Below are 25892 nucleotides of genomic sequence, written 5' to 3' on the forward strand. Positions count from 1 at the left end.
TACTATTATACAAAATAGTTGTTTTTTGTAACAATATTGCTTTAATATTGAAAATATATACAATCACTTTTTGCGTATAATAAATACCTATTTTATTTATGGTATAATAATGAAAAATTGAAAGGAGATTCAATATGAAACCTTCACAACCACAATCTCAATTACAAAACCAACATTCTATTAATCGACTAGCTCAATCTATTTTCGTTGTGAATCGTCATGCTAAAGCAGCTACTAATCCTAAATATTTATACTGGTTAAAAAAGACAGCTTTAGAACGTTTGATTGCTGAAAAAAAAGCAATTAAAGAAGGATTACATTTTTCTAGAAACCCACGTTTTAGCCAACAACAATCTGATGTCCTTATACGTTTAGGCGATTATTTTTTCCACATCCCTCCTACGAAAGAAGATTTTCGAATTCTACCGCATCTTGGTCATCTTGAATCCTCCTATCGAAATCCGAAAACAACCTTATCTTTAACAGTGGCAAAAAAAACAATTCAAGATTATATTGGTCCTGAAGCATTAAAACAAGAAAAAAAATTAAGTGAACCTGTTCCATGGTATAGTCGTACTTATACAAAAAAATAAAACAGTTTGGCCAAGTGTAGGCCAAACTGTTTTATTTTTTCTCTTCTTTAATTTTAATATTTGCTTGTTTATAAAAAGCTACTTTTTCTGTATTATAAGACTTTGTGAATTCATTAAATTTATCTTTTTCTGACTCAATATCCTTATAAGATTGATTTACTACTTTTACTTTTTCACTAATATCTTTTAATTTAGTACCTTTATCTTGTAACATTGTATATAACTCTTTTTCTTGTTTTAAAGATTTGTCATAGCTGTCATACATTTTATTAAATGAATCGTGTCGTTTCTCATACGTGCTTTTCACTTTATCAGCTTGATCTTTCAATTTCTTATCTTCAATTTTCTTCACATACTTATCAGCTGACTTCACTTCTTCTTGCGCTTTATTTAAAACTTCTTTTTCTTTTGCAAGCACTTTTTCTCGTTCAGTTGTATTTTTTACTGCTTGATTCAGTTTTTCTTTAACAGTTTGATTATTATCTTTTCCTTCTTGAACAATCTGGTTATATAATTCTTGTCCTTCTTTCTCTAAAGTCTCAAGTTTTTTTGCATCTTCAAACATTGTTTTTTCTTGTTTAGCAGCGTTTTCAAACGCTACATATAATTCTTCTTCTGGTTTCGGACCGAAACAACCGGCTAATAAAATCATTGATAATGCAGTTACAATTGCTAATTTACTATATTTCAACATCTCTTCCTCCTACTTATAAACGACCATCGTGTAATATAAAAAAGTTATAAAATATGTAATTGTTCTATACACTCGCATCTTTTTTACGAAGATCATTAATATTGTTTGTACAAATTATTACTTGATATTACATTATTCTTTTTGAATTATTTAGCAATTCCATATCCATCTTTAAGTATACTACTTCGTGTTTTTTAAGGCCTGTTCACACTATGTATTACTTTAATGTCCACGGAATTTCACCTCAGTCTTAATAAGACTATAATAGTTCACCTGATAAAAGGTGATCGCTCCGCTCTCACGTCTATCATTCCCTTTCCAGCTTTCTATCAATTAATCTCTTTGTTCATTTTACACAGTACAATCGATATCTCGCAACAACTTACAAATATTCTTTTCATTTCCTAAAAAGGAAAAGTGTAGAGCTTGCTTTCCTCTACACTTTTAAAATAAAACACACTGTGCAAATTGCATTGACACTACCATCATAATTATATGCTTATTTCATATATTTTTAAAGACTTTTATTACAAACGTGGCGTTTTTTTGTAATAAAAGTCAAAAAAATGTTACAAATAAAACATCTTCCTATCATATATCTTCAAATCAAAGCTTCACTCATTTTCTTGCAAATTTCTATACTGGTACAATTGATTTTGCGACTTTCTCAACAGTTCTTCAAACGTTTTTCCTTCTACTGGATAGCTAGCTGCTCCAAATAAAAGAGTGACACTGAGTAAATCACCTTCTATTTCACTTTCAATATTTTTCATTAATCGTTTTGTTATTGTTGATGTTTCATGACCATTATCAATTGCTACAATAACGTACTTATTTTCATCCCACTTTGTAACAACATCGCCCTTCCGAATTGTCTTTACAATTGTACTCTCTAATTTTTGTACTAACACTCCCAACTTTTTTTCTTGCAACGTGTCTTTTAATCCTCCCCATTCTTTTACAGAAAGAATGTACACTGTAATATTACGAGAATCTCTTTCAGATAAAGCAGCTACTTTCCCAAAAAAATCAACAACAAAATCATTGCTTGCCATTCCTCCTACTTCCATACCCATACGCTCATTCGCTCTTTTATCGTACCAATGTCCAAAATAATAACTTAGTATCATTTGCAATATATAAATAATAAAGACGGTATAAAATGATCGTGAATCCAGTTTTGCAATTACATCCTGAAGTGCAATCCATTCTGTAACTGCCACAGTATTGCCAAGCAATAATCCACTAATTTTCCCTTTATGTTTCATACTTTTCCCCCTTTTATACCAATATATGTTTCTATATCAATAATGTTTTTCTACAAAATAAAAAATGTACATATGCAATGTACATTTCTGCTTAAGCTTGTATACCTTTTCTACTCTATTTCATATATATAATATATAACTTTTATAGAAAGGAGTAATCTATATGCTACAAAAAGAGAATCTATCAGATGCTATGCGTTTACTAGCTGGTTTTCTATTATCATTAAAATTATTATTTACCTCTTTCGGCATACACTTTATTACAAACGATCAAATCGACGCTATTGTTAATGTTGTTTCATTTTTATTTATTCTATACTTTGGCTACAAAAATAACTATGTAGGAAAAAAAGGAATGGAGCAAAAAAAAATACTCAAAAAACACAACCTTCACTAAAAAAGGAACCTTTTGTACAGGTTCCTTTTTATCATTGACGCACAACAACTTCATTTGTTTGCAGTGGGCCATATGATATCTCTTTATCTTGAAATGTATATGTAGCCTGAAAGAATGTTTGTTTAAGAGCTTTATCTTTATTAGCTTTTATTTTACAACGTAGTTCCACCTTCTCATTCGGTAACAATTCATCAATTCGCCATCTAACAAGCTGGAATAAAAACTCACTTATCCCCCTATCAACTTTTAAAGAATTAGGAATATAAGCAAAGTAATCTCGAATCATATGACTTACAACGACTCTCGAAATCATTTCTACCCCTTTATTTTCCACTTCAATTCGCATAATAAGTATGTCGTTTACATCGTAGGTCAATTCATACGAAAATTGTTCTGTATACATACTACCAATTTGTAATGTAACGGCTACTTGAGGAAATTCGTTTTCCTTTTTCGATCCGTCAATCCACAATACTGGTTGTAGCGGTATTGAATACTTTCCTGTATCCGAAATTCGTCCCCATATTTTCATAATATATATTCACCTCATTTCAGATGTAACATACACACAATGAATTCCCCAAATTACTAAAGCTTGCTACAAGCAATCTTTAATATTTCTCTTCCTTTTATCCTATTCGACAATATGAAGAAAAAACCATTTTTCATCTATTAACAGAAAGTGTTCTTTATGAAATTTTTTTACAATTTACTTCATTTCCTTTATAGCAATATTCAGTATGGCTCACTCGTTCTCTACTCATACGAAAGAATATTTTGACGGAAGAAAAAGTTTGCCTTATAGTCAAATTTGACTATAATATTCTTTATGGCATATCAGTGCACTTATGGAAAAGAAATTAAAATCAACTATACATTAAAATTTTTTATCCACTGCACTCAAAACTTAATATAGTTTACTTATTTCTAAAGGAGGGTTATATTTGGAAACTCAACCATTAAAAAAAGACGCCAACAAGACAAAATTTGTTGTTGCTGGTTTACTGCTTGGTATATTAATGGCCGCAATGGATAATACAATCGTTGCAACCGCAATGGCAACAATCGTTGGAGACCTAGGAGGATTTGATAAGTTTGTTTGGGTCACATCAGCTTATATGGTAGCAACAATGGCAGGGATGCCTATCTTCGGGAAACTTTCTGATATGTACGGGCGGAAACGTTTTTATATTGGGGGCCTCATTCTTTTCTTATTCGGTTCTGCTCTTTGCGGAACAGCTTCAAGTATTGAGCAATTAAGTATTTATAGAGCTATTCAAGGTATCGGTGGTGGTGCCCTTATGCCTATCGCCTTCACAATTATGTATGATATCTTCCCACCAGAAAAACGCGGGAAGATGACAGGGCTATTTGGTGCTGTTTTCGGGACATCTAGTGTATTCGGTCCTTTATTAGGTGCTTATATTACTGACTACATAAGTTGGCATTGGGTCTTCTATATTAATATTCCATTAGGACTTATCTCCTTTTTCTTCATTACTAAATACTACAGTGAGTCTCTAGAATTTAGAAAACAAAAAATTGATTGGGCTGGTGCTATTACACTTGTCATAAGTATCGTTTGCTTAATGTTCGCATTAGAACTTGGTGGTAAAGAATATGCCTGGAATTCCACTGTAATTATTGGCTTATTTACAACAGTATTTATTACACTTATTATTTTCTTCTTTGTAGAACGAAAAGCAACCGAGCCTATTATTTCGTTCCATCTATTTAAAAAACCTTTATTCGCAGCTAGCCAAGGAGTTGCCTTTTTCTATGGTGCCGCTTTTATTATCTGTACAGTTTATATTCCAATCTTCATTCAAGGCGTTCTTGGAGGTTCCGCCTCTAATGCTGGATTAATTTTAACACCAATGATGGTTGGTTCTGTAATTGGAAGTCAAACAGGAGGACAATTAGCTTCTCGAACAAGCTATCGTAACATTATGATGGTATCTGGTGTCTTCTTCGTTCTTGGTATTTATTTATTAAGTACTTTAACAATGGACACACCTCGTTTACTCGTAACACTATTTATGATTCTCGCTGGGCTTGGTGTTGGCTTCTCATTCTCAGTATTAAGTATGTCTTCTATTCACAAGTTGGAAATGCGGGACCGTGGTTCGGCGACATCAACAAACTCATTCTTCCGATCACTCGGTATGACTCTTGGTGTAACGATTTTCGGTACAATTCAAAATCATATTTTTACAGATAAACTAAACTCTGTATTCCCACCTGAACTAGCAAAGTTAGCTCCAAAAGGCGGAGACACAAGTTTCTTATTATCACCAGGCGCTACCGCAAAAATTCCTGCTGAAGTATTAGCGGGTATTAAAGAAGCTCTCGCTACATCTATTGCGAATACATTCTTCTGGGCACTCATCCCGGCTGTACTAAGTATTATTTGTATTTTACTTATGGGAAATGAACGCCTCTTTACAGGCCCTAAAAAGAAAGAAAAACAAAAGCAAGTTAGTTAATATAAAAAAGAAGCGGCATATTCCTTTATGAAAAAGGATATGCCGTTTATAATATGTATAAAGTGAAACTTTAATCAGTGGGGGGTGTTCATCCCCCACTGATTATTAGCCCTCACCAATCGGGCTTTTACGGGCAGTTAATCCCCACCTAACTTCTTTGCTTCCGCTGAATTTTTGGGTGGGGATCTTACTGGATAAAGTTTTTATATACAGGAGTTGAGACAGCATGAGCATGAAATTAGTCATTCTCGGCTTGCTACTCGAAGGAGATAAACATCCATATGAAGTGCAGCATATTATGAAAGAACGACAAATGGATTGTTACATTAAATATGCTAAAGGATCACTTTATTACGCCTTCGAGCAATTAGAAAAGCAAGGCGCAATTCATATTACAAATGTAATTAGAGACACAAATCGACCTGACAAAACGATTTTTCATATAACAGAAGAAGGCAAAAAACTATTCCACACTTTACTATTAAAACAATTCGAAGCCAAAAACCAAATATATAAACCTATTTATTCAGCCTTATCTTTCGCTCACTTTAGCAATGATCACGAATTAGTTCCTATTTTAGAAAAAAAGAAAAACGATACTCTTCAATATTTACATACTATGCAAACGATATATGATTGTAATAAAGGAAAGGTTCCACGTGCACAACTATATATTTTGCAAAGTGTAATTGAGCATATTACAGTTGAATTACAATGGCTAAACACTCTCCTTAAAGATGCTATAGCAGGCCGACTTTCAGAAGTTGCTATAGATGAAAATTGAGCTATGAAAGAAGACATCCCTACTTCTTTCATAGCTCAATTTCTCTTTTTATACTGTACTATTATTAATTACTTCAGAATAAAAATTCGGAATAATAAGAAATAAAAAACTTTAGAATTTTCTTATTTCAAAACAGTAGACAAAATTCCAAAAATTGTGTTAGAATTTGTTTCAATATCATATCGCTTGTTAAATTCCTTTCAAAAGGAAAATAGGTACACGAAAGTTTCGTTTCGTGTTTAAAAGGGAAGCTTGGTGAAACTCCAACACGGTCCCGCCACTGTAAATGCTGAGATTTCTTTTTAGTACCACTGTGAAAACGGGAAGGTGAAAGAAATTATATGAAGCATAAGTCAGGAGACCTGCCTGTTTTAACAACACTGATAGATTCACGGATGATGATGAGGTGTTAAAACAAAAAGGAAGGCTTATTTTCTATGTCTTTGTACTTTTTGTTATAGGTATTTCCTAGTAAACGGAAATGCTTACTTTCAATTAGGGAGGAATTTAAAATGGCAATTCAAACAAGTAACTTAGGTTATCCACGTATCGGACTACAACGAGAGTGGAAAAAAACATTGGAAGCATTTTGGTCCAATAAAATCGATGAAGAACAATTTTTAACAACAATGAAAGAAATTCGCCTTCAACACGTAAAAGTACAGCAAGAAAAAGGGATTGAACTCATTCCAATTGGCGACTTTACATATTATGATCACGTTTTGGATACTGCCTATATGCTAGGATTTATTCCATCACGCTTTTCTGAGTTTACATCTTACCTTGATGTATATTTCGCAATGGCGCGTGGCTCTAAAGATCACGTAGCTTCCGAAATGACAAAATGGTTTAACACAAACTATCACTATATCGTTCCTGAATATGAAGAGGGATTACAAATCTCTTTAAAAGATAATCGTCCACTTCGCTTATACGAAGAGGCAAAACAAGAATTAGGAGTAGATGGAAAGCCTGTTATTTTAGGACCATATACTTTCTTAAAATTAGCTAAAGGCTATACACAACAACAATTTCCCACCATTTTAAAACAGTTAGTTGCACCTTACGTACAACTGCTTTCAGAACTACATGCAGCTGGGGCACAAGCCATTCAAGTTGATGAACCGATTTTCGCTTCTTTAACGAAAGAAGAAGTTCAACAAGCAAAAGAAATTTATGAAGCTATTCGTAAAGAAGTTCCAAATGCGACTCTTCTTTTACAAACATATTTTGATAGCGTAGAAGAAAACTATGAAGAAATTATTACATTCCCGGTATCCGGTATTGGATTAGATTTCATTCATGGTAAAGAAGGTAATTTAAATGCTATTTCAAAATATGGATTCCCAGCTGATAAAACTTTAGCTGTCGGTTGTATAGACGGCCGTAACATTTGGAGAGCTGACCTTGATGAAGTACTTGCGTTATTTACAACGTTACAAAAACAAGTCCAAACGAAAGATATCATCGTTCAACCTTCTTGTAGCTTATTGCATACACCAATCGATAAAACAGAAGAAACTCACTTATCGACTGAGCTGTTTGATGCGTTAGCATTTGCAAATCAAAAATTAGAAGAGCTAGTTCTTATTCATTCCGCTCTCACTCAAGGTACAGAAAGCATTAATAATGAGCTGGAAACATATCGAAACGTACATCATACAATTCGGTCATCTGCTGCTCGTAACCGAGAAGATGTCAAAGCAGCACGAACAGCACTAAAAGAAGAAGATTTTTCACGCCCTCTTCCATTTGAAAAACGATACGAATTACAACAAGTTGCCCTGGAGTTACCGCTATTACCAACAACGACCATTGGTAGCTTCCCGCAAACAACTGAAGTTCGTCAAACGCGAAAAGAATGGCGTAACGGTGTTATCTCAAATGAACAATACGAACAATTTATTGAAAAAGAGACAGAAAAGTGGATTCGTTACCAAGAAGAAATTGGGCTTGATGTACTTGTACATGGTGAATTTGAAAGAACTGACATGGTCGAATATTTTGGTGAGCGCCTTGCTGGTTTCTCATTCACTAAAAACGGTTGGGTACAATCTTACGGTTCCCGCTGCGTAAAACCACCTGTTATTTATGGTGATGTAGCCTTTATTAACGGCATGACTATTAAGGAAACAGTTTATGCACAAAGCTTAACAGAGAAAGTTGTAAAAGGAATGTTAACCGGACCTGTTACAATTTTAAATTGGTCCTTCGTTCGAAATGATATTCCAAGAAAAGAAGTTTCGTATCAAATTGCACTAGCTCTTCGTCACGAAATTGAACTACTTGAATCTTCCGGAATTAGAGTAATCCAAGTCGATGAGCCCGCACTTCGTGAAGGAATGCCACTAAAAGAAAAAGATTGGGATGCTTATATTACATGGGCAGTACAATCCTTCCTTTTAGCAACTTCTTCTGTAGCAAATGAAACACAAATTCATACTCATATGTGTTACAGTAACTTCGAAGATATTGTTGACGCGATTCGCGCATTAGATGCAGATGTAATTTCTATCGAAACATCAAGAAGTCACGGAGAATTTATTGATACTTTAAAACATACAACATATGAAAAAGGCATCGGCCTAGGTGTATATGATATTCATAGCCCACGTGTACCGAGTAAAGATGAAATGTATAAAATCGTAGAACAATCTTTAGAAGTATGTGATCCTAAATATTTCTGGATTAATCCTGATTGTGGTTTAAAAACGAGAAGAACAGAAGAAGTTATTCCAGCTTTAGAACATATGGTGCAAGCAGCGAAAGATGCTCGTTCCCTTTTAAAAACAAACGCATAACAAAAATGGGTTATCCTTTTCTCAGGATAACCCATTTTTTATTCTTTACTTTCAAAAAAGAATTCGTATTGTATTTTATATAATTCATCATCCGTTGGCTCTTCAAGAGGAATTGCTTGTAATACAACTGTATACTCACCATTTGGAATAGGTATTTGAAATTTATTAGAAAGAATACTCGTTATAACGATACTTTCATTTTCAACTGTAAAAGGAACCGTAATCGTTCTAACTACTTCTTCTTTTTCAATATGTTTCCCTGGGGTCACTTTCACTTCACAAGTATAATCTGAAAGTGCTTCAAAAATAACAGTTCCATCTGCCTTAGCATAACCTCTTTCAAAATCTTCATCAGTCCAGTCTACATAAGGCTGCTCACCGTCATAGTTCATCAACATTAATTGCGAATAAGAAATCGTTAACTCCATAGTTCCCCTTCTCCTTCATTATGAAATGTACAACTACTACTTCACTTCAAATTTTACTCGCGTACCATCTGGATATTTATCTAACTTATTCCCTACCCAAGAGCCTGCTCCGCGGTTATCCGCCGGACTTATATATTCAATATGTGCTCCTTTTCCGCCTTCCTTGCACATCGCCATTGGCCATTCATCACGATCATACCCTTTTTTTGATGGATATGGTGCTAACGACAATTTCCTTCTATCTGCAGCACCACCACGATCGATTGTACAAACTTCTGAATGCCCTTCTTTTATAGCATCCGTAATATGTTTTCCGGTCTCTGGATAACGTTCTTTCGGAAATTCTAACACTTGATCATACGTATTTGTTTTCTTTACACTTGTTTCCTCTGGCACAAGTACTTCATAAACTGCCACTAAAATAGACAGAATTGCGATAATTGAAATGATAATACCTTTTAATTGCTTCATGTATACCTCCATGTTTCTACCAGTTTCTTTTCCTCCGTTATTATAACAAACTTCTCCTGTATATGTTTTCAGACATTATTTTAGTTATTCCTTGCCATTCCGCCAAAAATTTTCATTTTTTCACTAATGCTGTAGAAAACTAATAGCCTTCCGACATTCTTTTTCAAAGGAAGTCCTCATAAAAGATTGAAATGATATATACGATACTTTTTGGGGAGGAAATATGATGGAAGCTACCTATAAAACGAAAGATGTCACGAATAAAACAGGCATCCCAAAACATATAGTTCGCAAATATAGTCAGCTGTTAGAGGAACATGGTTATATGATTTCCAAAACAGCTGATGCTCGTATTTATAAACTTGATGATTTAAAACTATTGAAATCTATACACGAAAGAGCTGCTACATTACAAGAAGATATTTCAGAAACGATACCGATTATTTTAAAAGAAAAAGAGGCCCCGCCTGTACCAGTTATACAAGATAAGCAAGAGATACAAACGAAAGAAAAAGAAGATGGGCGTAACTTTGAGGAGTTCATGTTAAAACTTGAAATGCTAGCTCAATTAAATGAAGCAATTATTCATCAAAATTCTACTCTAATTACACAAAATCGTTTAAAGGATGAGAAACTAGACGAATTGATGCAACAAGTTTATGTAAAAGAAGGCTCTCAAGAAAAAATGCTTCAAGAGTTAGTCGATCACGCCGCTCAAACAGATGCACTGCAAAAAGAAAAGATGGACTTATTAATGAATCATATGTATAAACGAGAATCCAAACAGGAAGAAAAAATGAATAAACTTGTTAGTCAAATTTATAACAAGGACAGTAACCGTGATGCACAGCTTATGCAAGTTATTCGAGAAATTCAAGAAACAAAAAGAATGGTTGCTGCCTCAAAAGAGCAAAGCTTCTTTCAATCATTTAAAAGTTTATTTAGCCGAGCAAAACAAGAAAAAACAAATGAATAAACAATATAAAATAAAAAGTTACCTTCCATCGGTAACTTTTATTCCTTATTTTGTACAGCTGGTAATATAATAATTGCTTCAGTGCCTTTTCCACTTTCACTCTTATATTCCAATGTACCATTATGCGCTTGTAAAATACTAAATGTTACCATAAGCCCTAATCCTGTCCCTTTTTCTTTTAAAGAATAATATGGTTGCCCAAGCCTTGCTAACTGTTCTTTCGTCATACCAACACCACTATCTTTAACTCTTATTATGATTGTTTCGTCTTTTTGAATAGCTGTTACTTTTAAATATCCTTTATTTCCTTGAATTGCTTCAATACCATTTTTAACAACATTCATAATAGCTTGCTTCAATTTTGTCTTATCACCAATCGTATAAAGACTTTCTGAAATTTCAACTTGTAAATACACACCTTGCATCGCTGCAAATGACGACATGAGAGTGGTCATTTCTATTAATTGGGCTGATAAACAAATGTGTTCTTTTTTCTCAATTTGCGGCCTTGCTAAATTTAAGTAATCTGAAATAATTTGTTCCGCCCGATCCAATTCAGCTAATACGAGACTCATATAATCCTTATTCTTCACATCTTCCGTACTTTCTAGTAATTGGATAAACCCACGAACAACAGTTAGTGGATTTCGAACTTCATGTGCCACACTTGCTGCTAACTCACTTACAATATTAAGCTTTTCTGATTTTTGCATCTCTGTACGTAGCAATGCATTTTCATTTAAATATTCAGTTAAATACACCTGAAATACCATTGTCATGACCATGATAAGCGAGGCAAATATAAATCCGCTATATATTTGCGAAATATACGGTGTAAATCCTGTTTCCAAAAGAACATTAATCATGCCTAATACTAAAGAAACAAGCACATAAAATGATGAAATCATAAATGCTAAAATTAATTTCTTATCCCTTGAAAAAAGAGACCATTTCTTTGATAAAAATAGCGGAACTATTAATAGAAATATTACTTCTACAACCGGAAGAAAGCTCATTCCCTTTAGTAACCATTCATATGCAACAAAAATAACCGCTGGGATTAAACCAACACTCCCACCATATAAAAACCCACTGACTATTGGAATTGGGTGAAAGTTATACCCGCACACATTGCCAAAACAAATAGAATATGTCATGGAGAGAACGAGCGTAACGCTAGATAAAAACATAATAAAGTAACGATTTGGCTTCGGAGGCATTTCTTGATAGCGATTTAAACGAATCGCTTCATATAAAAATAGTGGCAAAATTATGATGGCAATTTGAATCAACAAATCACGGATAAGCTCCATAACCTCTCATCCCCTATATGTATTTTGATATGATTATATCATTTTATAGGTGTATTTGTTTTAAAATTTTGATTTTTCTTAACATATTTGTTAATTCTTTGTTAACAACTCATAATAATTGTTACAGATTTTCGAAATGATTGTAAACCCTGTACCAAATTTCCCTCGTGCAGTATACAATGAATACGGATTACAAAGAAAATATAAAAATACTTTTTTAGACGGACAACTATAGCAAAATACAGCATATAATCCATACTATCTATGTTTACAAATAAGTGATCATTACTTTAGTAGGAGGAAGATAAATATGGCGGGTACTACGCTTGTTTTAAAAGAAGAAAATTTGGTTGTTCTAGAAAATGTTGAAAAATCAGTATATGAAGAGTTACAGCATAAAGCAGGAGATGAAGATTGTACATGTGCTGTGAACGAATCAGTTGTTCACCTTGGCAAGGTATCCTCTGTACTCTGGAATGAAGATGAAATAGATTGGGAATACGGATATTAAAAAGTCGCTTATAGCGACTTTTTTTCTCTTTTCTCTCTCTTTCTAAATTACATATACAAAGCGCAATCATAGAAAATATGATAAAATGAACTTAATTTTCAAACGGAAGAAAGGGAGATACAATGGAACAATTCATTAACCCTAGAGTGAAGGATATCCAAATTTCTGGAATCCGTCAATTCTCTAACATGATTCAAAACTATGATAATTTGATTTCTTTAACAATCGGACAACCCGATTTCCCTACACCTTCTCTCGTAAAAGAAGCGGCAAAACGGGCTATTACAGAAAACTATACAAGCTATACACATAACGCTGGTTTACTAGAATTACGTAAGGCAGCTTGTAACTTCGTAAAAGATAACTACGATTTACATTACTCACCTGAAAACGAAACCATCGTTACAATTGGTGCTAGCGAAGCAATTGATGTTGCATTCCGAACGATTTTAGAGCCAGGAACAGAAGTAATTTTACCTGCTCCTATTTATCCAGGTTACGAACCTATTATTCGATTATGCGGTGCAACGCCCATTTTTGTAGATGTTCGTGAAACTGGATTCCGTTTAACAGCTGACGCGCTAAAAAATGCTATTACAGAAAAAACAAGATGTATCGTACTACCATATCCTTCTAACCCAACTGGTGTAACTTTATCCACAGAAGAATTAAAAGATATTGTAGATGTTTTAAAAGATAAAAATATTTTCGTCCTTTCAGATGAAATTTATAGCGAGCTTGTGTATGAACAAAAGCATACATCTATCGCTCATTTCCCAGAAATGCGTGAAAAGACAATTGTCATTAACGGTTTATCTAAATCACATTCTATGACTGGCTGGCGTGTTGGACTTTTATTTGCACCAAGCTATTTAGCAGGACACATATTAAAAGTTCATCAATACAATGTAACGTGTGCTACTTCAATCGCTCAATACGCTGCAATTGAAGCATTAACAGCGGCTAAAGACGCACCCAAAATGATGCGCCACCAATATAAAAAACGCCGTGATTACGTATATAATAGACTCACTCAAATGGGATTAACAGTTGAAAAGCCAACAGGTGCATTTTACTTATTCCCATATGTTGGTCATTTGACATCTTCATCATTTGATTTTGCACTTGATCTTGTCAAAGAAGCTGGACTAGCTGTAGTTCCTGGAACAGCATTCTCTGAATACGGTGAAGGCTACCTCCGCTTGTCCTATGCATATAGTATTGAAACTTTAAAAGAAGGCTGCGACCGATTAGAAGCCTTTCTAATAAAAAAAGCTAAGAGTTAAACTCTTAGCTTTTTTTATGCATAATGATCACAAGTTTGACGTTTTAGTAATTTATGAGGAATAATGATACACTTTGCAGTGGATTCTGCATTCTCTACTTTATCAACTAAAGCTTTTGCTGCCTCATATCCTAGCTGATAAATATTCACATCAACTGTCGAAAGTGGCGGGCTCGCAATTTCTGATAATAAAGCATTATTAAAGCTTACAATAGAAACATCTTTCGGTACAATGAATCCTTTTTTAGAAAGAGCACTTAACACACCAAGTCCAATTAAGTCATCCGTTGCCATAATTGCCGTCGGCGGTTGCTGCAGTCCCATTAATTCCTCAACAGCTTGTTGACCACTTTCCCTCGAAAAATCAAAATGTAAAATATATTCTTTTGGTAATACAATGTCTGCTAATTTCAAGGCATCACTCATACCAGCTAAACGATCTCTCGTTACAAGTAAATCTGATCCACCACCAATGAACGCGATTTGCTTATGCCCTAATGAAATTAAATATTCTGCCACTTCTCTTGCAGCTGTATAATTGTCATTATCTACATATGTAATTTCATCTTTTCGATCATATGGTTTTCCTATTAAAACAAACGGGAAATTTTGTTCATGTAAATATTGAATAATCCGATCATTCTCCCTTGAATATAAAAGAATAATGCCACCAATTTGGCGTCCCTGTACCATCTTTACGACACCATTAAAAATTTCTTCTTCCGTTTCACCTGTCGACATGTAAAGCGCATAACCTTCTACGTGTGCAAATGAACTAATCCCTCTTATAACTTCTGGGAAAAATGGATTTTGAAAAGCTTTACTTGCAGAACTTGGCATAACAAGACCAAGTGTTTTCGTCGTTTGGTTCGCAAGATTTCTCGCATTTAAATTGGGATGATACCCTAATTCACTCATCACTTTCCTAACACGGCGCTTTGTCTTTTCACTTATACTTGGATTATCAGCAATTACACGAGAAACTGTTGATGGTGCAACATTCGCTTGCTTCGCCACATCTTTAATTGTAACTGTCATAAAAATCCCCCTCCTCTCATTTCTCTGCCATTTTTCATATATTTTATCTCGCACTCATTGCAAGTCATAAACTTTCATTTCTTATATCTTGCAAAACTAATCCTATTCTCCCTCTTCATGTATTGTAAGGGATATAGCTATTTTTTCCTATACTATAATATACTATTTATTTCACTTCTTTTCACATGTGATGTCAAATCTCTTTTCATCTCCCTATAAACTTATTTATAGGGAGATGAAAAGAAAAATGGGACGTAATGTCCCATTTTTCATCCTTTTGTACCTCCAGCTGTTAAACCAGAAATAAAGTATTTTTGTAGTGATAGGAATAAAATTGAAATTGGGATCGCAATTAGCACAGAACCCGCTGCAAACGTTGTAAATTCATTACCGAATTTCTTCGCAACCATTTCATATAATCCAACTGCTAAAGTATAATTTTCTGGTGTTCGCAAAATAATACTCGCTAAAATGAAATCTGTAAATGGACCAATGAAAGTAAATAGCGCTACAACCGCTACGATTGGCTTTGCAAGTGGCATAATGATTTGCCAAAAAATACGAAAATGTCCTGCTCCATCCATACGAGCTGATTCATCCAGTTCTTTCGGAATCGTATCAAAATACCCTTTCATAAGCCATGTATTCATCGGAATGGCCCCGCCTACATAAATTAAAATTAATGCAAGGTGTGTATCAATTAATCCTGTTAATTGAGCTAATACGTATAGAGCAATTAACGCTGCAAAGTTTGGAATCATTTGCAGAATTAAAAATGTTAATAAACCATTTTTTCTTCCAACAAAACGATATCTCGAAAATGCATAAGCGGTAAAACTAATTGCTAACACTGAGAAAATCATCGTTAAAACACTTACTTTTAATGTGTTTTTATACCATAGTAAGTAATTACTATTCTCTAGATCTAATAACTTACGATAATGATCTAACGTTGCATTTTGTGGAATAATACTTGATCCAGATAAACTATCACCCGGATTAAACGATGAGCCAATAATCCATAATAACGGATAGAAAATGATGGCACACATTACGAAAATAACTAAATAACTTAATGAGAGACGTAACATCTTCTGTCTTTTAATATTCATTTACATCATATCCTCTTCTTGGAATGATTTTGTTCTCTTAAATTGCCATAACGCAACTGTAATAACGATTAACGATAATATCATTGTAAGAGCTGCTGCTTTTCCGTACTGCGCTGAAGTCATCGTTAACTTATAAATCCATGAAATTAAAATATCCGTTCCACCTGCGTCTTGTCCAGCTACAGCAGGACCTCCACCGTTGAATAGATAGATGATACTAAAGTTATTAAAGTTAAACGTATATTGCGTAATTAATATTGGCGCTGTTGCGTATAACACTAGTGGCAATGTAATTTTACGAAACTGTTGCCAAGCTGTCGCTCCATCTACTGTAGCCGCTTCATATAATTCTCCCGGAATCGATTGCAGTATACCTGTTGTCATCGCAAAGATAAACGGGAACCCAAGCCACGTTTGAATCATAATTAAAGCAATCTTCGCCCAAAATGGATCTGTCATCCAAGCAATCTTTTCAATTCCGAATAAAGCTAATACTTGATTGTTAATCGCTCCGAATGTTTCATTAAACATACCAGAGAAAACAAGAATAGATACGAATGCTGGAACCGCCCACGGTAAAATGAAGATTGTTCGAATAATCGCCTTTCCTTTAATACCGGGCTGATTTACGATAATCGCTAAGAAAATACCAAGTGCAACTTGTAATGTTGTTGCAACGAATGTCCAAATAACAGTCCAAGAGAATACACTTACAAATGTCTCTCTCCACATCGGTAAAGTGAAAATATCAATAAAGTTTTTAAAGCCCACCCAATCTACTAATTTAGCTGGAGGAGAATGATATAAATCATAGTTTGTAAATCCAATTAAAATTACGAAGATGATTGGAAATACGACCACAAAGATAAGTAGTAGAAAACCTGGTGAAACCATTAAATAAGGAAAACCTTGATCTAACAAATTACGGTATTGCTCTTTTACAGAATTTAACGGTGTTCCAATATCACGTTTCTTTCCATTTTGGTATGCATCATATAAGTTAAATGCATATATGCCGAGCCCAAAAGCGATAACGATAAGAGCCAAGATTCCTTCTACTAATAGAAAGACAGAATGGTCACGTGGAACTTCTGTACCAAGCGTTACAATACCCCATAATCCCATATTTAATAAATCAGCAAAGGCTACAATAAATGAACCTGTTAATACTAGAAAAATAAGACCTTTTACAAATTGTTTATTATACATTTGGCCCACGCCTGGAATGATTGATAACATGGTTGCCATTTTCCTATGCTTTGAATGGTTTAACCCATTTGCTGGTTCCATAGATGTTTGCATGTTCCTTCCCCCTCTTTTCTTCCTACATGGAAGGGAGAGAATTCGTGCCTCTCATATTAGAGGCACGAATTTCACCTTATTTTTTCTTGTTATGATTTGCCTCAATATTACCTTTAATTTGTTTCACTGCACTATCAAGCGCCGCTTTTGGTGCCTCTTTATCTGTAACAACTAATTGAAGCGCATCTCCAGCTGGTTTCCAAACTTCTTGCATTTCTGGAATGTTTGGCATTGGAATTCCATTTTCAGATTGCGTTGCAACTGCTTTTGCAGCTTCGTTATCTTTAATAATTGGATCTTCCATTACTGATTTTACTGGAGGAATTTCTTTTGTTTTCTCAAATCGAATTTTTGCGTTTTCTTCATTTGTTACCCACTCAGTGAATTTTGTAGCTAAATCATTTTGTTTAGAGAAACTTGTTACATGCCATCCTTTAACCCCAACAAACGTTTTCATTGGTTGACCATTTGGTAATTTCGGCATTGGAGCAACGCCATAATCAATCCCGTTCTTTTCCATTGCTTGGAACGCCCATGGGCCATTCATGATAGAAGCTGCTTTTCCTTCATTGAATAGTCCATCAGCAGCAGGCCCACCTGATTCACCGATAATACCTTTTGGGAATAATTTTTCCTTGTACCATTTTTGAAGATATTCAGCACCTTGTACTGCTCCGCTATTATTTAATCCAACATCACTTGCATTTGGCTTTCCATCTTTTTCACCAAATACATAACCGCCCATACCTGCCATGAATGCATTAGCAAAGTAGAAGTTATCTCCTAATGCTAAAAATCCGTACTTGCCATCTTTCGTAAATTCTTTTGAGAAGTTAAACAGCTCGTCCATCGTTTCTGGCGCTTTTGGCATTAGTTTTTTATTGTAAATAAAGACTGGTGTCTCAATTGCTTTTGGTAAACCATATAATTTTCCGTTATATGTCTGTGCTTCTATTGATGAATTAGTAAATTTACTCTTTACAGCATCATCTGCTTTCACTTCAGAAAGTAAACCTTCTGTTACTGCATTTCCGATTTGATCGTGTGGCAATGTTACAACATCTGGTCCAGTCCCCGCTGGCCCATCAAGGCGTAACTTCTTCACTTGATCTGTCATTTGCATTTCAACAACTTTTACTTTTACTTTATATTTTTCCTCAAAGCTTTTCACTGCTGGTTCTAACCCAACACCTTTTTTATCATCTTCCCAAACAAGAAGATCATAGTCTTTTTTCGCTTTACTTTCCTCTTTTTTCCCTGAATCTTTCGGTCCACATGCAGATAACATACCAATAGATAATGCTGAAACCGTTAATAATGATAATGCTTTCTTCATCCCAAAAACCTCCCTAAATTGTCTATGTACCTCAGTAACTGAAAACGTTTGCATTTAATAGTTTAATTGAAGCGCAAACAATATCTCAATCAATGAAAACGTTTGCGCTATTTGTCTATCATTATACATTCTTTTATTCATTTTGCAAATATTAATTTAAAAATTATGTCATTATACTCTTTATACATTGACTTTATATAAAATGAATACTACTCTTATAAGCAATATTAAAGCTACAAGAAAGGCAATCGTTTGCAATACAGGCTTTATTATTACACTTAAGGGAATACTATGTATAGAGATATTGAAGGGGGATTTTCTATATGTTTAAAGAAGCCATTTATCATAGGCCGAAAGATAATTATGCATACGCTTATGATGAACAAACAATTCACATCCGAGTACGTACTAAGAGAGATGATATTCAAAGCACCGATCTTATTTACGGTGATCCTTACGAATGGAAAGACGGGAAATGGATATCAGCAAGTACACCCATGAAAAAAACGGGTTCTACTGCATTATTTGATTATTGGTCCATTGCAATCGAACCAAAATTTAAGCGCTTACGTTATGGGTTTGAATTAAAATCTGAAACAGACACTCTTATTTATGCAGAGCGAGGATTCTTTTCTAGCATTCCAAATGATGATGTTGGTAACTTTTTCTGTTTTCCATTTATTCATGCAGATGATGTATTCAAAGCACCACCTTGGATTAAAGACACCATTTGGTATCAGATTTTCCCTGAGCGATTCGCTAATGGCGATAGTACGCTGAATCCAGAAAACACCCTTCCTTGGGGAAGTGCGAATCCAACTCCAACTAATTTTTTCGGCGGAGATTTTTCTGGTGTTATTCAAAACCTTGATTACCTTGTTAAGCTTGGCATTTCCGGAATATATTTCACACCTATTTTCAAAGCTCATTCAAACCATAAATATGACACAATTGACTATATGGAAATTGACCCACAATTTGGGACGAAAGAAACTTTTAAAGAGCTCGTTGAAGAATGTCATAAGCACGGTATAAAAGTAATGCTCGATGCTGTGTTTAATCATAGTGGATACTTTTTCGAGAAATTTCAAGACGTACTAGAGAATGGTGAGAAGTCCGCATATAAAGAGTGGTTCCACATTCATGAATTTCCGATTATAACCGAACCACTTCCAAATTATGATACTTTCGCCTTTACACCGTATATGCCTAAATTAAATACAGCTCATCCAGATGTAAAAGAATACTTACTTGAAGTAGGACGTTATTGGGTACGAGAATTCAATATAGATGGCTGGCGCCTTGATGTCGCCAATGAAGTCGATCACAACTTTTGGAGAGAATTCCGAACTGAAATAAAGACACTAAATCCTGAAGTATATATTTTGGGAGAAATTTGGCACGATGCCCTTCCGTGGCTACAAGGCGATCAATTTGATGCTGTCATGAGCTATCCTGTTACAAATGCTCTACTTTCTTACTTTGCTAACGATTCCATTAAAGCAAGTGAATTCATGAAGCAAATTACAGAATCTCTACATTCCTACTCTATGAATGTAAATGAAGCAGCATTTCATTTATTAGACAGCCATGATACTCCAAGAATTTTAACAACATGCAACGGAGATAAAAATAAGTTGAAATTGCTCTATGTATTCCATCTTTCTTTCATCGGCTCTCCTTGTATTTATTACGGGGATGAAATTGGTATGGATGGCGGCATGGACCCTGATTGCCGTAAATGTATGATTTGGGATACTAAGGAACAAGATCATGCATTATTTACCCATATACAAACATTGATTTTATTACGTAAACAACATAAAGCATTTGGAGGACATGGTACTTTTCAATTCATCGAAGCAAATGATGAACATAATTATATTTCTTATACGAAAACATATGAGGATGAAACTATCTTTTTCGTTTTAAACCCTACTAATAGTGAAGTTACAGTTTCACTCCCTCTTCATGTTACTGGTAAGAAAATAATTAACATTTATACAAACGAAGAATTTTCAGCGGAAGCAAGTGTATTACAAGTTACACTTCCTCCATATGGATTCTCCATATTAAAATGGTAATCCAAAAAAGCCTTATGCCAAGTTTGAAATGGCATAAGGCTTTTTCTTATTTCAATTTGAACACTATCGCTTCATACGGACGTAATGGAATGTTATCTATTGATCCGATTTCTACATCGTAATTGTGTATAAATAACTCTGATTCACTATAACTAATATCCTTAGGCATTTCAAATACACTTTCATCCGCAGTAAAGTTTGCAATGACAAGTAGTTTTTCATCTCCATATGTTCTTACATAAGCAAAAATAGAAGGGTCATTATCTAATATTAAATCATATGATCCATACACAACTATTTCATTATTTTTGCGTAGTTCAATTAATTTCTTATAGTAATAAAAAATTGAACCTTCATCTTGGATTGCTTGTTTCACATTAATCTCTTTATAGTTAGGATTTACAGTAATCCAAGGTTCACCTTTTGTAAATCCAGCGTGATTCTGATCATTCCACTGCATCGGAGTTCTAGCATTATCACGACCCTTTATATAAATAGATTCCATTACTTTTTCTATATCTTCACCATGGTCTATCACTTTTTCTTTATACATATTTAACGTTTCAATATCTCGATATTCATCAATTGATTGGAATCGAACGTTCGTCATTCCAATTTCCTCTCCTTGATAAATATATGGCGTTCCTTTCATCATATGAAGAACTGTCGCTAACATTTTTGCTGATTCAATGCGATACATTCCATCATTACCAAAACGAGATACAACGCGAGGCTGATCATGATTATTCCAATAAAGGCTATTCCATCCGGTATGCTCTAATGCTTTTTGCCACTTTGTTAAATTCTCTTTTAAAGTAAGAAGTGAGCATGGTTTTACATCCCACTTTCCACCTTCTCCTGAATCTAAATCCATATGTTCAAATTGGAATACCATTTGCAACTCTTTTCGTTCTTCTCCAGTATACAATTTCGCTTCTTCTGTCGTTACACCAGGCATTTCACCAACCGTCATAATATCATAATGCGATAATACTTCCTCATTCATTTCATGTAAATATTTATGAATGTTTGGACCGTTCATAAAATGCTTATGACCTGAAACATACCCCTCTTCTTCTGTTTCAACAGCTGGTAATCCCTCTTCTTTAGAAATAAAATTAATAACATCCATACGGAAGCCATCAATTCCTTTTTCTAACCAAAACTTCATCATTTCATAAACATCTTGTCTTACCTTTTCATTATCCCAATTTAAATCTGGCTGTTTTTTAGAAAACAGATGTAAATAATATTCATCTGTCATTTCATCATACTGCCATGCTGATCCACTAAACGCTGCTCCCCAGTTATTCGGCTCTTTTCCTTCTTTTCCAGGGCGCCATATATAGTAATCTCTATATTTATTATCTTTTGATTTACGTGATTCAATAAACCAATTATGTTCATCCGAAGTATGATTAACAACTAAGTCCATCATAAGTTTCATATTACGTTCATGCATTTCATGTAATAGCTCATCCCAATCTTCCATTGTTCCGAACTCGTTCATAATTTTACAATAATCGCTTATATCATAACCATTATCATCATTTGGAGATTCATAGACTGGTGATAACCAAATCACATCAATCCCTAACTCTTTTAAGTAATCTAGCTTTGAAATAATCCCTTGAAGATCTCCTATACCATCACCATTACTATCCATAAAGCTACGAGGATAAATTTGATATACTACACTTTCTTTCCACCATTGTTTTTCCATTATGCTACCCCATTTCATTCATCATTCATTTTTCTCTTTTTTAAGGCGCAAACGTTTTCATTAATGAATGATAACAGATTCTATCTCAATTTAAAATAGCGCTTACAATTTTTATTGTTCTTTTTCTAAGAAAACATATGAAAACCACTAATAAATCTCCAATAAATGAAAACGTTTTATTTTTTTATTTATTTTTTGAATCTATTCGTTTATAATGAACTCAAAGAAAACGTTTGCATAATTATTTCTAGGGGGAAATACCATGGCAGAACTTAAATTAGAAAACATTTATAAAATATATGATAATAACGTAACAGCTGTAACTGATTTTAATTTACACATTCAAGATAAAGAATTTATTGTATTTGTCGGTCCTTCTGGATGCGGAAAATCTACAACATTACGAATGGTAGCTGGACTTGAAGATATTTCAAAAGGCGAGTTTTCAATTGATGGTAAACTAATGAATGATGTTCCTCCAAAAGATCGAGATATCGCTATGGTATTCCAAAACTACGCTCTTTATCCACATATGAGTGTATATGATAATATGGCATTTGGATTAAAACTTCGAAAAATACCAAAAGATGAAATCGATCGTCGTGTGAAAGATGCAGCAAAAATTTTAGGACTTGAACAATATTTAGATAGAAAACCGAAAGCATTATCAGGTGGACAGCGCCAACGTGTTGCTTTAGGTAGAGCAATCGTTCGAGATGCAAAAGTTTTCTTAATGGATGAACCATTATCAAACTTAGATGCTAAACTCCGTGTTGCAATGCGCTCAGAAATTTCTAAGCTACATCATCGTCTTGGAACAACAACAATTTATGTAACACATGATCAAACAGAAGCAATGACTATGGCTTCGCGTCTTGTCGTTATGAAGGATGGAAAAATCCAACAAATTGGAACTCCAAAAGAAGTATATGAAACACCAGAAAACATTTTCGTGGGTGGATTTATCGGCTCACCAGCTATGAACTTCTTCCGTGGTAAATTGACTGAAACCGATTTCGTTATAGACAATACTATAAAAATTAAAGTATCTGAAGGAAAAATGAAGATGCTACGTGAACAAGGCTATGTAAATAAGGAAATTGTTTTAGGTATTCGTCCAGAGGACATTCATGATGAACTACTATTTTTAGAAGCTTCACAATCTACTGCCTTCACAACAAAAATTGAAGTCGCTGAGTTATTAGGTGCTGAATCCATTTTATATATGAAACTTGGGAATCAAGATTTTGCGGCACGTGTAGATGCAAGACATACGTTTTCACCTGGTGACCAAATTAAATTAGCATTTGATATGAATAAAGCGCATTTCTTTGATAACCAAACTGAACAACGTATTCGCTAAAAAATTTATCTTTACTATACACATACAAAAAACCGTCCACATATATTGAGGGCGGTTTTCATTATTATACTAGGGCTTCTACTGTATGAAATGATTGTCCTTTCGTGCTAATAATACCGAAAATCGGTAAATCACTAAGCACCACTTCTTCTTGCTGTTTCATAAAAGATGACGTTAATTGTTTTATCTCTATCCAAACGTCATTAATACAAAGTACATTGGAATCGTTCTCTTGTTGGCGAGAAAAAATAGAATCTATTTTATATAAACCTGCATTTTGAAAAAGCATATCAATGCGACTGAATGCATTCAAAGTAATGCTAATAACGCGTTGCCAATCTCCTTGCTTTCCCATATCATAGGATACAAAAAGTGCCTCTCCGCCTAGATTCATAATTTCCTCCACTGTTGCTTGTCCACTCTCTTGATCAATGTCCGTCACAATAACTTTTGCGCCTTGTTTAGCCAACAAAAGAGCTGTATTACGTCCAATACCGATGCCACCGCCAGTTACGATAGCAACTTTTCCTGCAAGCTTCATTTTCATTACCCCTTCTATAAGTCTTACCGTCATTCAGTATACTCCTTTATAAGATTAATCTGCAAGCAAGAAAAATTGCTATTTCATTTGTAAACGTTTACTTTTTATCCTTCTTTTTTCTTACTATTACGCTGATCGAAAACTAAACCGATGAAAATTAAAATCCCCCAAAAGATTACACTACCTCCAGTCATTTTAATCTCCCCCTTATTATATAAAGATATTATTTTAATCATTATAACATTTTCTAAATTTTCAATCTATTAAAAATAAAAATGATATTATTACATAAATGGTATTTGTATAACAAAAAAAAGACCTTCTTATTTTATGTATAAAAAGGTCTTTTTTTCATTATACAAGACTTATTACTTTCGTTTTTGTAATTAAATCCTGAAAACCACAATTATCTTTGCGGAACAACATCATATATATATTACATATTAATGGAATTCCTAATAGCAATACGTTCGGTAATAACACTACAAAAAATCTTATAATTAATGTTTGCAACGTTAGCTTTTCACTCTTCAATGAAATTAATTTTATTCTCGTTACCTTTTTTCCAAGTGTAACACCGTTCCAAATAAAGGGTAACACAATAAAATATATCGCCATTAATATAAAAACTACTGCGAAATCATATCTAAAATCACCTAAGCTTATATTAAAGCGCTTAAACATAGCACTATAGTTTCCGGTCATAACAGCTACTACTGCACCATACATAACCGAGATTAAAAACATGTCAATTAGGGAAGCACCTATGCGATTCATTACAAGCGCTGGACGATGCATCTTTAACTTCATTTTATGTCGACTCCTTCATATCCTTCTTTACCCGTCTCATCGTACCACTTCTAAAAAACATTGTAAACTAGCGTTTCTCTTACTTTTCTTGTACAATTTGTTACAATAGCATTATAAAGGAGGTTCCCATATTGAAAAAATGGATAATCCTATTCGTCGCCTTCCTATTAACTGGTTGTGCAGGAAACACAGGTCACTTAACTTATACGGTTAACGATGAATACGAACTCATACGTACTTCTGGAAATGCATTTGAACTTTTCCCCTCGCAAGATGCTGTATATGCCACACAATACATCCCTGCAAAAATTACAGACATTGCTTGGGATGATAAATACATTATTGCAAAACAAACCGAGGAAAAATCAGATCCGAATAACCCTGACGCAGCAATTGCAAATAAAAAAAGTGAACATTATTGGATTATTGACGTAAAGCACAATAAACGTTTCGGTCCCTACAATGAAAAGCAATTTAATGAACAAAAAGATGCGTTTAAAATTAAGGTGCCTTTTCAAAATGTAGATTCATACATAAAAGAAATAAAAAAACAGTCAGCATAATATTTGAATGCTG

At 34.1% G+C, this 25892-nt stretch carries 25 protein-coding genes and 1 riboswitch; of the genes, 11 read left to right on the forward strand and 14 right to left on the reverse strand.

Annotated features, from left to right (window positions below; all coding sequences use genetic code 11):
* Positions 1-134: 134 nt before the first annotated feature.
* Positions 135-593, forward strand: a complete 459-nt coding sequence (locus EBQ15_RS00510; protein WP_000804862.1) for a YkyB family protein — start codon at positions 135-137, stop codon at positions 591-593.
* Positions 594-624: 31 nt separating this feature from the next.
* Here the strand turns inward: EBQ15_RS00510 and EBQ15_RS00515 are convergent, their stop codons facing one another.
* Together EBQ15_RS00515 and EBQ15_RS00520 are read right to left on the reverse strand one after the other, a co-directional pair.
* Entirely contained in the window at positions 625-1287 is a 663-nt protein-coding gene (locus EBQ15_RS00515; RefSeq protein WP_000922482.1) for a YkyA family protein, read from the reverse strand.
* Between the two features lie 614 nt (positions 1288-1901).
* On the reverse strand, positions 1902-2555 hold the full coding sequence (locus EBQ15_RS00520; protein WP_000680813.1) for a diguanylate cyclase domain-containing protein: 654 nt from the start codon (positions 2553-2555) through the stop codon (positions 1902-1904).
* A gap of 163 nt (positions 2556-2718) precedes the next feature.
* Between EBQ15_RS00520 and EBQ15_RS00525 the strand changes: the two genes are divergently transcribed.
* On the forward strand, positions 2719-2952 hold the full coding sequence (locus tag EBQ15_RS00525; protein ID WP_000939448.1) for an SPP1 phage holin family protein: 234 nt from the start codon (positions 2719-2721) through the stop codon (positions 2950-2952).
* Positions 2953-2983: 31 nt separating this feature from the next.
* On the opposite strand, the gene EBQ15_RS00530 is transcribed toward EBQ15_RS00525, so the two are convergent.
* Positions 2984-3484, reverse strand: a complete 501-nt coding sequence (locus EBQ15_RS00530; protein WP_000708122.1) for a hypothetical protein — start codon at positions 3482-3484, stop codon at positions 2984-2986.
* A gap of 412 nt (positions 3485-3896) precedes the next feature.
* Between EBQ15_RS00530 and EBQ15_RS00535 the strand changes: the two genes are divergently transcribed.
* The 3 genes from EBQ15_RS00535 to metE all read left to right on the forward strand — a co-directional run bounded on the left by EBQ15_RS00535 (position 3897) and on the right by metE (position 9023).
* The gene (locus tag EBQ15_RS00535) at positions 3897-5438 is read left to right on the forward strand and encodes an MDR family MFS transporter (protein ID WP_000449899.1); all 1542 of its coding nucleotides are present in this window, start codon (positions 3897-3899) and stop codon (positions 5436-5438) included.
* A 226-nt stretch (positions 5439-5664) separates the two neighbouring features.
* The gene (locus tag EBQ15_RS00540) at positions 5665-6222 is read left to right on the forward strand and encodes a PadR family transcriptional regulator (RefSeq protein ID WP_000062063.1); all 558 of its coding nucleotides are present in this window, start codon (positions 5665-5667) and stop codon (positions 6220-6222) included.
* Between the two features lie 196 nt (positions 6223-6418).
* A riboswitch (cobalamin riboswitch) is annotated at positions 6419-6606 on the forward strand.
* Positions 6607-6734: 128 nt separating this feature from the next.
* Positions 6735-9023 carry a 5-methyltetrahydropteroyltriglutamate--homocysteine S-methyltransferase gene (metE, locus tag EBQ15_RS00545; protein ID WP_001007614.1) on the forward strand — a complete coding sequence of 763 codons (2289 nt, stop codon included), beginning with the start codon at positions 6735-6737 and terminating at the stop codon, positions 9021-9023.
* A gap of 38 nt (positions 9024-9061) precedes the next feature.
* On the opposite strand, the gene comJ is transcribed toward metE, so the two are convergent.
* Entirely contained in the window at positions 9062-9451 is a 390-nt protein-coding gene (comJ, locus tag EBQ15_RS00550) for a competence protein ComJ (protein ID WP_000424030.1), read from the reverse strand.
* A 36-nt stretch (positions 9452-9487) separates the two neighbouring features.
* Positions 9488-9922, reverse strand: a complete 435-nt coding sequence (gene nucA, locus EBQ15_RS00555; protein WP_000811494.1) for a DNA-entry nuclease — start codon at positions 9920-9922, stop codon at positions 9488-9490.
* Positions 9923-10148: 226 nt separating this feature from the next.
* Between nucA and EBQ15_RS00560 the strand changes: the two genes are divergently transcribed.
* Positions 10149-10898 carry a DUF3967 domain-containing protein gene (locus tag EBQ15_RS00560; protein WP_000388471.1) on the forward strand — a complete coding sequence of 250 codons (750 nt, stop codon included), beginning with the start codon at positions 10149-10151 and terminating at the stop codon, positions 10896-10898.
* A gap of 38 nt (positions 10899-10936) precedes the next feature.
* On the opposite strand, the gene kinB is transcribed toward EBQ15_RS00560, so the two are convergent.
* On the reverse strand, positions 10937-12211 hold the full coding sequence (gene kinB / locus EBQ15_RS00565) for a sporulation sensor histidine kinase KinB (RefSeq protein ID WP_000420373.1): 1275 nt from the start codon (positions 12209-12211) through the stop codon (positions 10937-10939).
* A 310-nt stretch (positions 12212-12521) separates the two neighbouring features.
* On the opposite strand from kinB, the gene EBQ15_RS00570 reads away from it, so the two are divergent.
* Together EBQ15_RS00570 and EBQ15_RS00575 are read left to right on the forward strand one after the other, a co-directional pair.
* Positions 12522-12722 (forward strand): hypothetical protein, encoded by a 201-nt coding sequence (locus tag EBQ15_RS00570; protein WP_000929276.1) that lies wholly within the window; start codon positions 12522-12524, stop codon positions 12720-12722.
* Between the two features lie 122 nt (positions 12723-12844).
* Positions 12845-14008 (forward strand): aminotransferase A, encoded by a 1164-nt coding sequence (locus EBQ15_RS00575; protein ID WP_000434574.1) that lies wholly within the window; start codon positions 12845-12847, stop codon positions 14006-14008.
* A gap of 14 nt (positions 14009-14022) precedes the next feature.
* On the opposite strand, the gene malR is transcribed toward EBQ15_RS00575, so the two are convergent.
* The 4 genes from malR to EBQ15_RS00595 all read right to left on the reverse strand — a co-directional run bounded on the left by malR (position 14023) and on the right by EBQ15_RS00595 (position 18795).
* Positions 14023-15045, reverse strand: a complete 1023-nt coding sequence (gene malR / locus EBQ15_RS00580) for a maltose operon transcriptional repressor MalR (RefSeq protein WP_000219051.1) — start codon at positions 15043-15045, stop codon at positions 14023-14025.
* Between the two features lie 269 nt (positions 15046-15314).
* Complete coding sequence (gene malD / locus EBQ15_RS00585; RefSeq protein WP_001022608.1) at positions 15315-16157, reverse strand: maltosaccharide ABC transporter permease MalD; 843 nt, start codon at positions 16155-16157, stop codon at positions 15315-15317.
* On the reverse strand, positions 16158-17459 hold the full coding sequence (gene malC / locus EBQ15_RS00590) for a maltosaccharide ABC transporter permease MalC (protein WP_001194993.1): 1302 nt from the start codon (positions 17457-17459) through the stop codon (positions 16158-16160).
* Positions 17460-17535: 76 nt separating this feature from the next.
* Entirely contained in the window at positions 17536-18795 is a 1260-nt protein-coding gene (locus tag EBQ15_RS00595) for an extracellular solute-binding protein (RefSeq protein ID WP_000709923.1), read from the reverse strand.
* A 323-nt stretch (positions 18796-19118) separates the two neighbouring features.
* Between EBQ15_RS00595 and EBQ15_RS00600 the strand changes: the two genes are divergently transcribed.
* Complete coding sequence (locus EBQ15_RS00600) at positions 19119-20879, forward strand: alpha-glycosidase (protein ID WP_000471788.1); 1761 nt, start codon at positions 19119-19121, stop codon at positions 20877-20879.
* Positions 20880-20925: 46 nt separating this feature from the next.
* On the opposite strand, the gene malL is transcribed toward EBQ15_RS00600, so the two are convergent.
* Positions 20926-22602 carry an oligo-1,6-glucosidase gene (malL, locus tag EBQ15_RS00605; RefSeq protein ID WP_000415178.1) on the reverse strand — a complete coding sequence of 559 codons (1677 nt, stop codon included), beginning with the start codon at positions 22600-22602 and terminating at the stop codon, positions 20926-20928.
* Positions 22603-22864: 262 nt separating this feature from the next.
* Here malL and EBQ15_RS00610 point away from each other — a divergent pair, with 262 nt between their 5' ends.
* Positions 22865-23965, forward strand: a complete 1101-nt coding sequence (locus EBQ15_RS00610) for an ABC transporter ATP-binding protein (protein WP_000818931.1) — start codon at positions 22865-22867, stop codon at positions 23963-23965.
* Between the two features lie 64 nt (positions 23966-24029).
* Here EBQ15_RS00610 and EBQ15_RS00615 read toward each other — a convergent pair whose 3' ends face one another.
* The 3 genes from EBQ15_RS00615 to EBQ15_RS00625 form a co-directional block, all read right to left on the reverse strand.
* A complete protein-coding gene (locus EBQ15_RS00615; RefSeq protein WP_000218410.1) occupies positions 24030-24539 on the reverse strand; it encodes an SDR family NAD(P)-dependent oxidoreductase in 510 nt (169 codons plus the stop codon).
* 71 nt (positions 24540-24610) lie between these two features.
* Entirely contained in the window at positions 24611-24700 is a 90-nt protein-coding gene (locus EBQ15_RS00620) for a hypothetical protein (protein ID WP_000145653.1), read from the reverse strand.
* A gap of 160 nt (positions 24701-24860) precedes the next feature.
* The gene (locus tag EBQ15_RS00625; RefSeq protein WP_000769095.1) at positions 24861-25316 is read right to left on the reverse strand and encodes an RDD family protein; all 456 of its coding nucleotides are present in this window, start codon (positions 25314-25316) and stop codon (positions 24861-24863) included.
* Positions 25317-25447: 131 nt separating this feature from the next.
* Between EBQ15_RS00625 and EBQ15_RS00630 the strand changes: the two genes are divergently transcribed.
* Entirely contained in the window at positions 25448-25879 is a 432-nt protein-coding gene (locus EBQ15_RS00630) for a DUF3997 domain-containing protein (RefSeq protein WP_000758785.1), read from the forward strand.
* Positions 25880-25892: the final 13 nt, after the last annotated feature.

It is taken from the genome of Bacillus sp. 2D03 (genome assembly GCF_003946765.1).
Lineage (GTDB): Bacteria > Bacillota > Bacilli > Bacillales > Bacillaceae_G > Bacillus_A > Bacillus_A cereus.

What these genes read in the sequence shown, in the direction of transcription:
- EBQ15_RS00615 (WP_000218410.1), bottom strand. Translation starts at nt 24,539, where the DNA reads ATGACGGTAAGACTTATAGAAGGGGTAATGAAAATGAAGCTTGCAGGA.
- EBQ15_RS00560 (WP_000388471.1), top strand. Translation starts at nt 10,149, where the DNA reads ATGGAAGCTACCTATAAAACGAAAGATGTCACGAATAAAACAGGCATC.
- nucA (WP_000811494.1), bottom strand. Translation starts at nt 9,922, where the DNA reads ATGAAGCAATTAAAAGGTATTATCATTTCAATTATCGCAATTCTGTCT.
- EBQ15_RS00540 (WP_000062063.1), top strand. Translation starts at nt 5,665, where the DNA reads ATGAGCATGAAATTAGTCATTCTCGGCTTGCTACTCGAAGGAGATAAA.
- malL (WP_000415178.1), bottom strand. Translation starts at nt 22,602, where the DNA reads ATGGAAAAACAATGGTGGAAAGAAAGTGTAGTATATCAAATTTATCCT.
- EBQ15_RS00520 (WP_000680813.1), bottom strand. Translation starts at nt 2,555, where the DNA reads ATGAAACATAAAGGGAAAATTAGTGGATTATTGCTTGGCAATACTGTG.
- EBQ15_RS00530 (WP_000708122.1), bottom strand. Translation starts at nt 3,484, where the DNA reads ATGAAAATATGGGGACGAATTTCGGATACAGGAAAGTATTCAATACCG.
- EBQ15_RS00600 (WP_000471788.1), top strand. Translation starts at nt 19,119, where the DNA reads ATGTTTAAAGAAGCCATTTATCATAGGCCGAAAGATAATTATGCATAC.
- EBQ15_RS00610 (WP_000818931.1), top strand. Translation starts at nt 22,865, where the DNA reads ATGGCAGAACTTAAATTAGAAAACATTTATAAAATATATGATAATAAC.
- malC (WP_001194993.1), bottom strand. Translation starts at nt 17,459, where the DNA reads ATGCAAACATCTATGGAACCAGCAAATGGGTTAAACCATTCAAAGCAT.
- EBQ15_RS00525 (WP_000939448.1), top strand. Translation starts at nt 2,719, where the DNA reads ATGCTACAAAAAGAGAATCTATCAGATGCTATGCGTTTACTAGCTGGT.
- EBQ15_RS00510 (WP_000804862.1), top strand. Translation starts at nt 135, where the DNA reads ATGAAACCTTCACAACCACAATCTCAATTACAAAACCAACATTCTATT.
- EBQ15_RS00595 (WP_000709923.1), bottom strand. Translation starts at nt 18,795, where the DNA reads ATGAAGAAAGCATTATCATTATTAACGGTTTCAGCATTATCTATTGGT.
- comJ (WP_000424030.1), bottom strand. Translation starts at nt 9,451, where the DNA reads ATGGAGTTAACGATTTCTTATTCGCAATTAATGTTGATGAACTATGAC.
- kinB (WP_000420373.1), bottom strand. Translation starts at nt 12,211, where the DNA reads ATGGAGCTTATCCGTGATTTGTTGATTCAAATTGCCATCATAATTTTG.
- metE (WP_001007614.1), top strand. Translation starts at nt 6,735, where the DNA reads ATGGCAATTCAAACAAGTAACTTAGGTTATCCACGTATCGGACTACAA.
- malD (WP_001022608.1), bottom strand. Translation starts at nt 16,157, where the DNA reads ATGAATATTAAAAGACAGAAGATGTTACGTCTCTCATTAAGTTATTTA.
- EBQ15_RS00570 (WP_000929276.1), top strand. Translation starts at nt 12,522, where the DNA reads ATGGCGGGTACTACGCTTGTTTTAAAAGAAGAAAATTTGGTTGTTCTA.
- malR (WP_000219051.1), bottom strand. Translation starts at nt 15,045, where the DNA reads ATGACAGTTACAATTAAAGATGTGGCGAAGCAAGCGAATGTTGCACCA.
- EBQ15_RS00515 (WP_000922482.1), bottom strand. Translation starts at nt 1,287, where the DNA reads ATGTTGAAATATAGTAAATTAGCAATTGTAACTGCATTATCAATGATT.
- EBQ15_RS00625 (WP_000769095.1), bottom strand. Translation starts at nt 25,316, where the DNA reads ATGAAGTTAAAGATGCATCGTCCAGCGCTTGTAATGAATCGCATAGGT.
- EBQ15_RS00620 (WP_000145653.1), bottom strand. Translation starts at nt 24,700, where the DNA reads ATGACTGGAGGTAGTGTAATCTTTTGGGGGATTTTAATTTTCATCGGT.
- EBQ15_RS00575 (WP_000434574.1), top strand. Translation starts at nt 12,845, where the DNA reads ATGGAACAATTCATTAACCCTAGAGTGAAGGATATCCAAATTTCTGGA.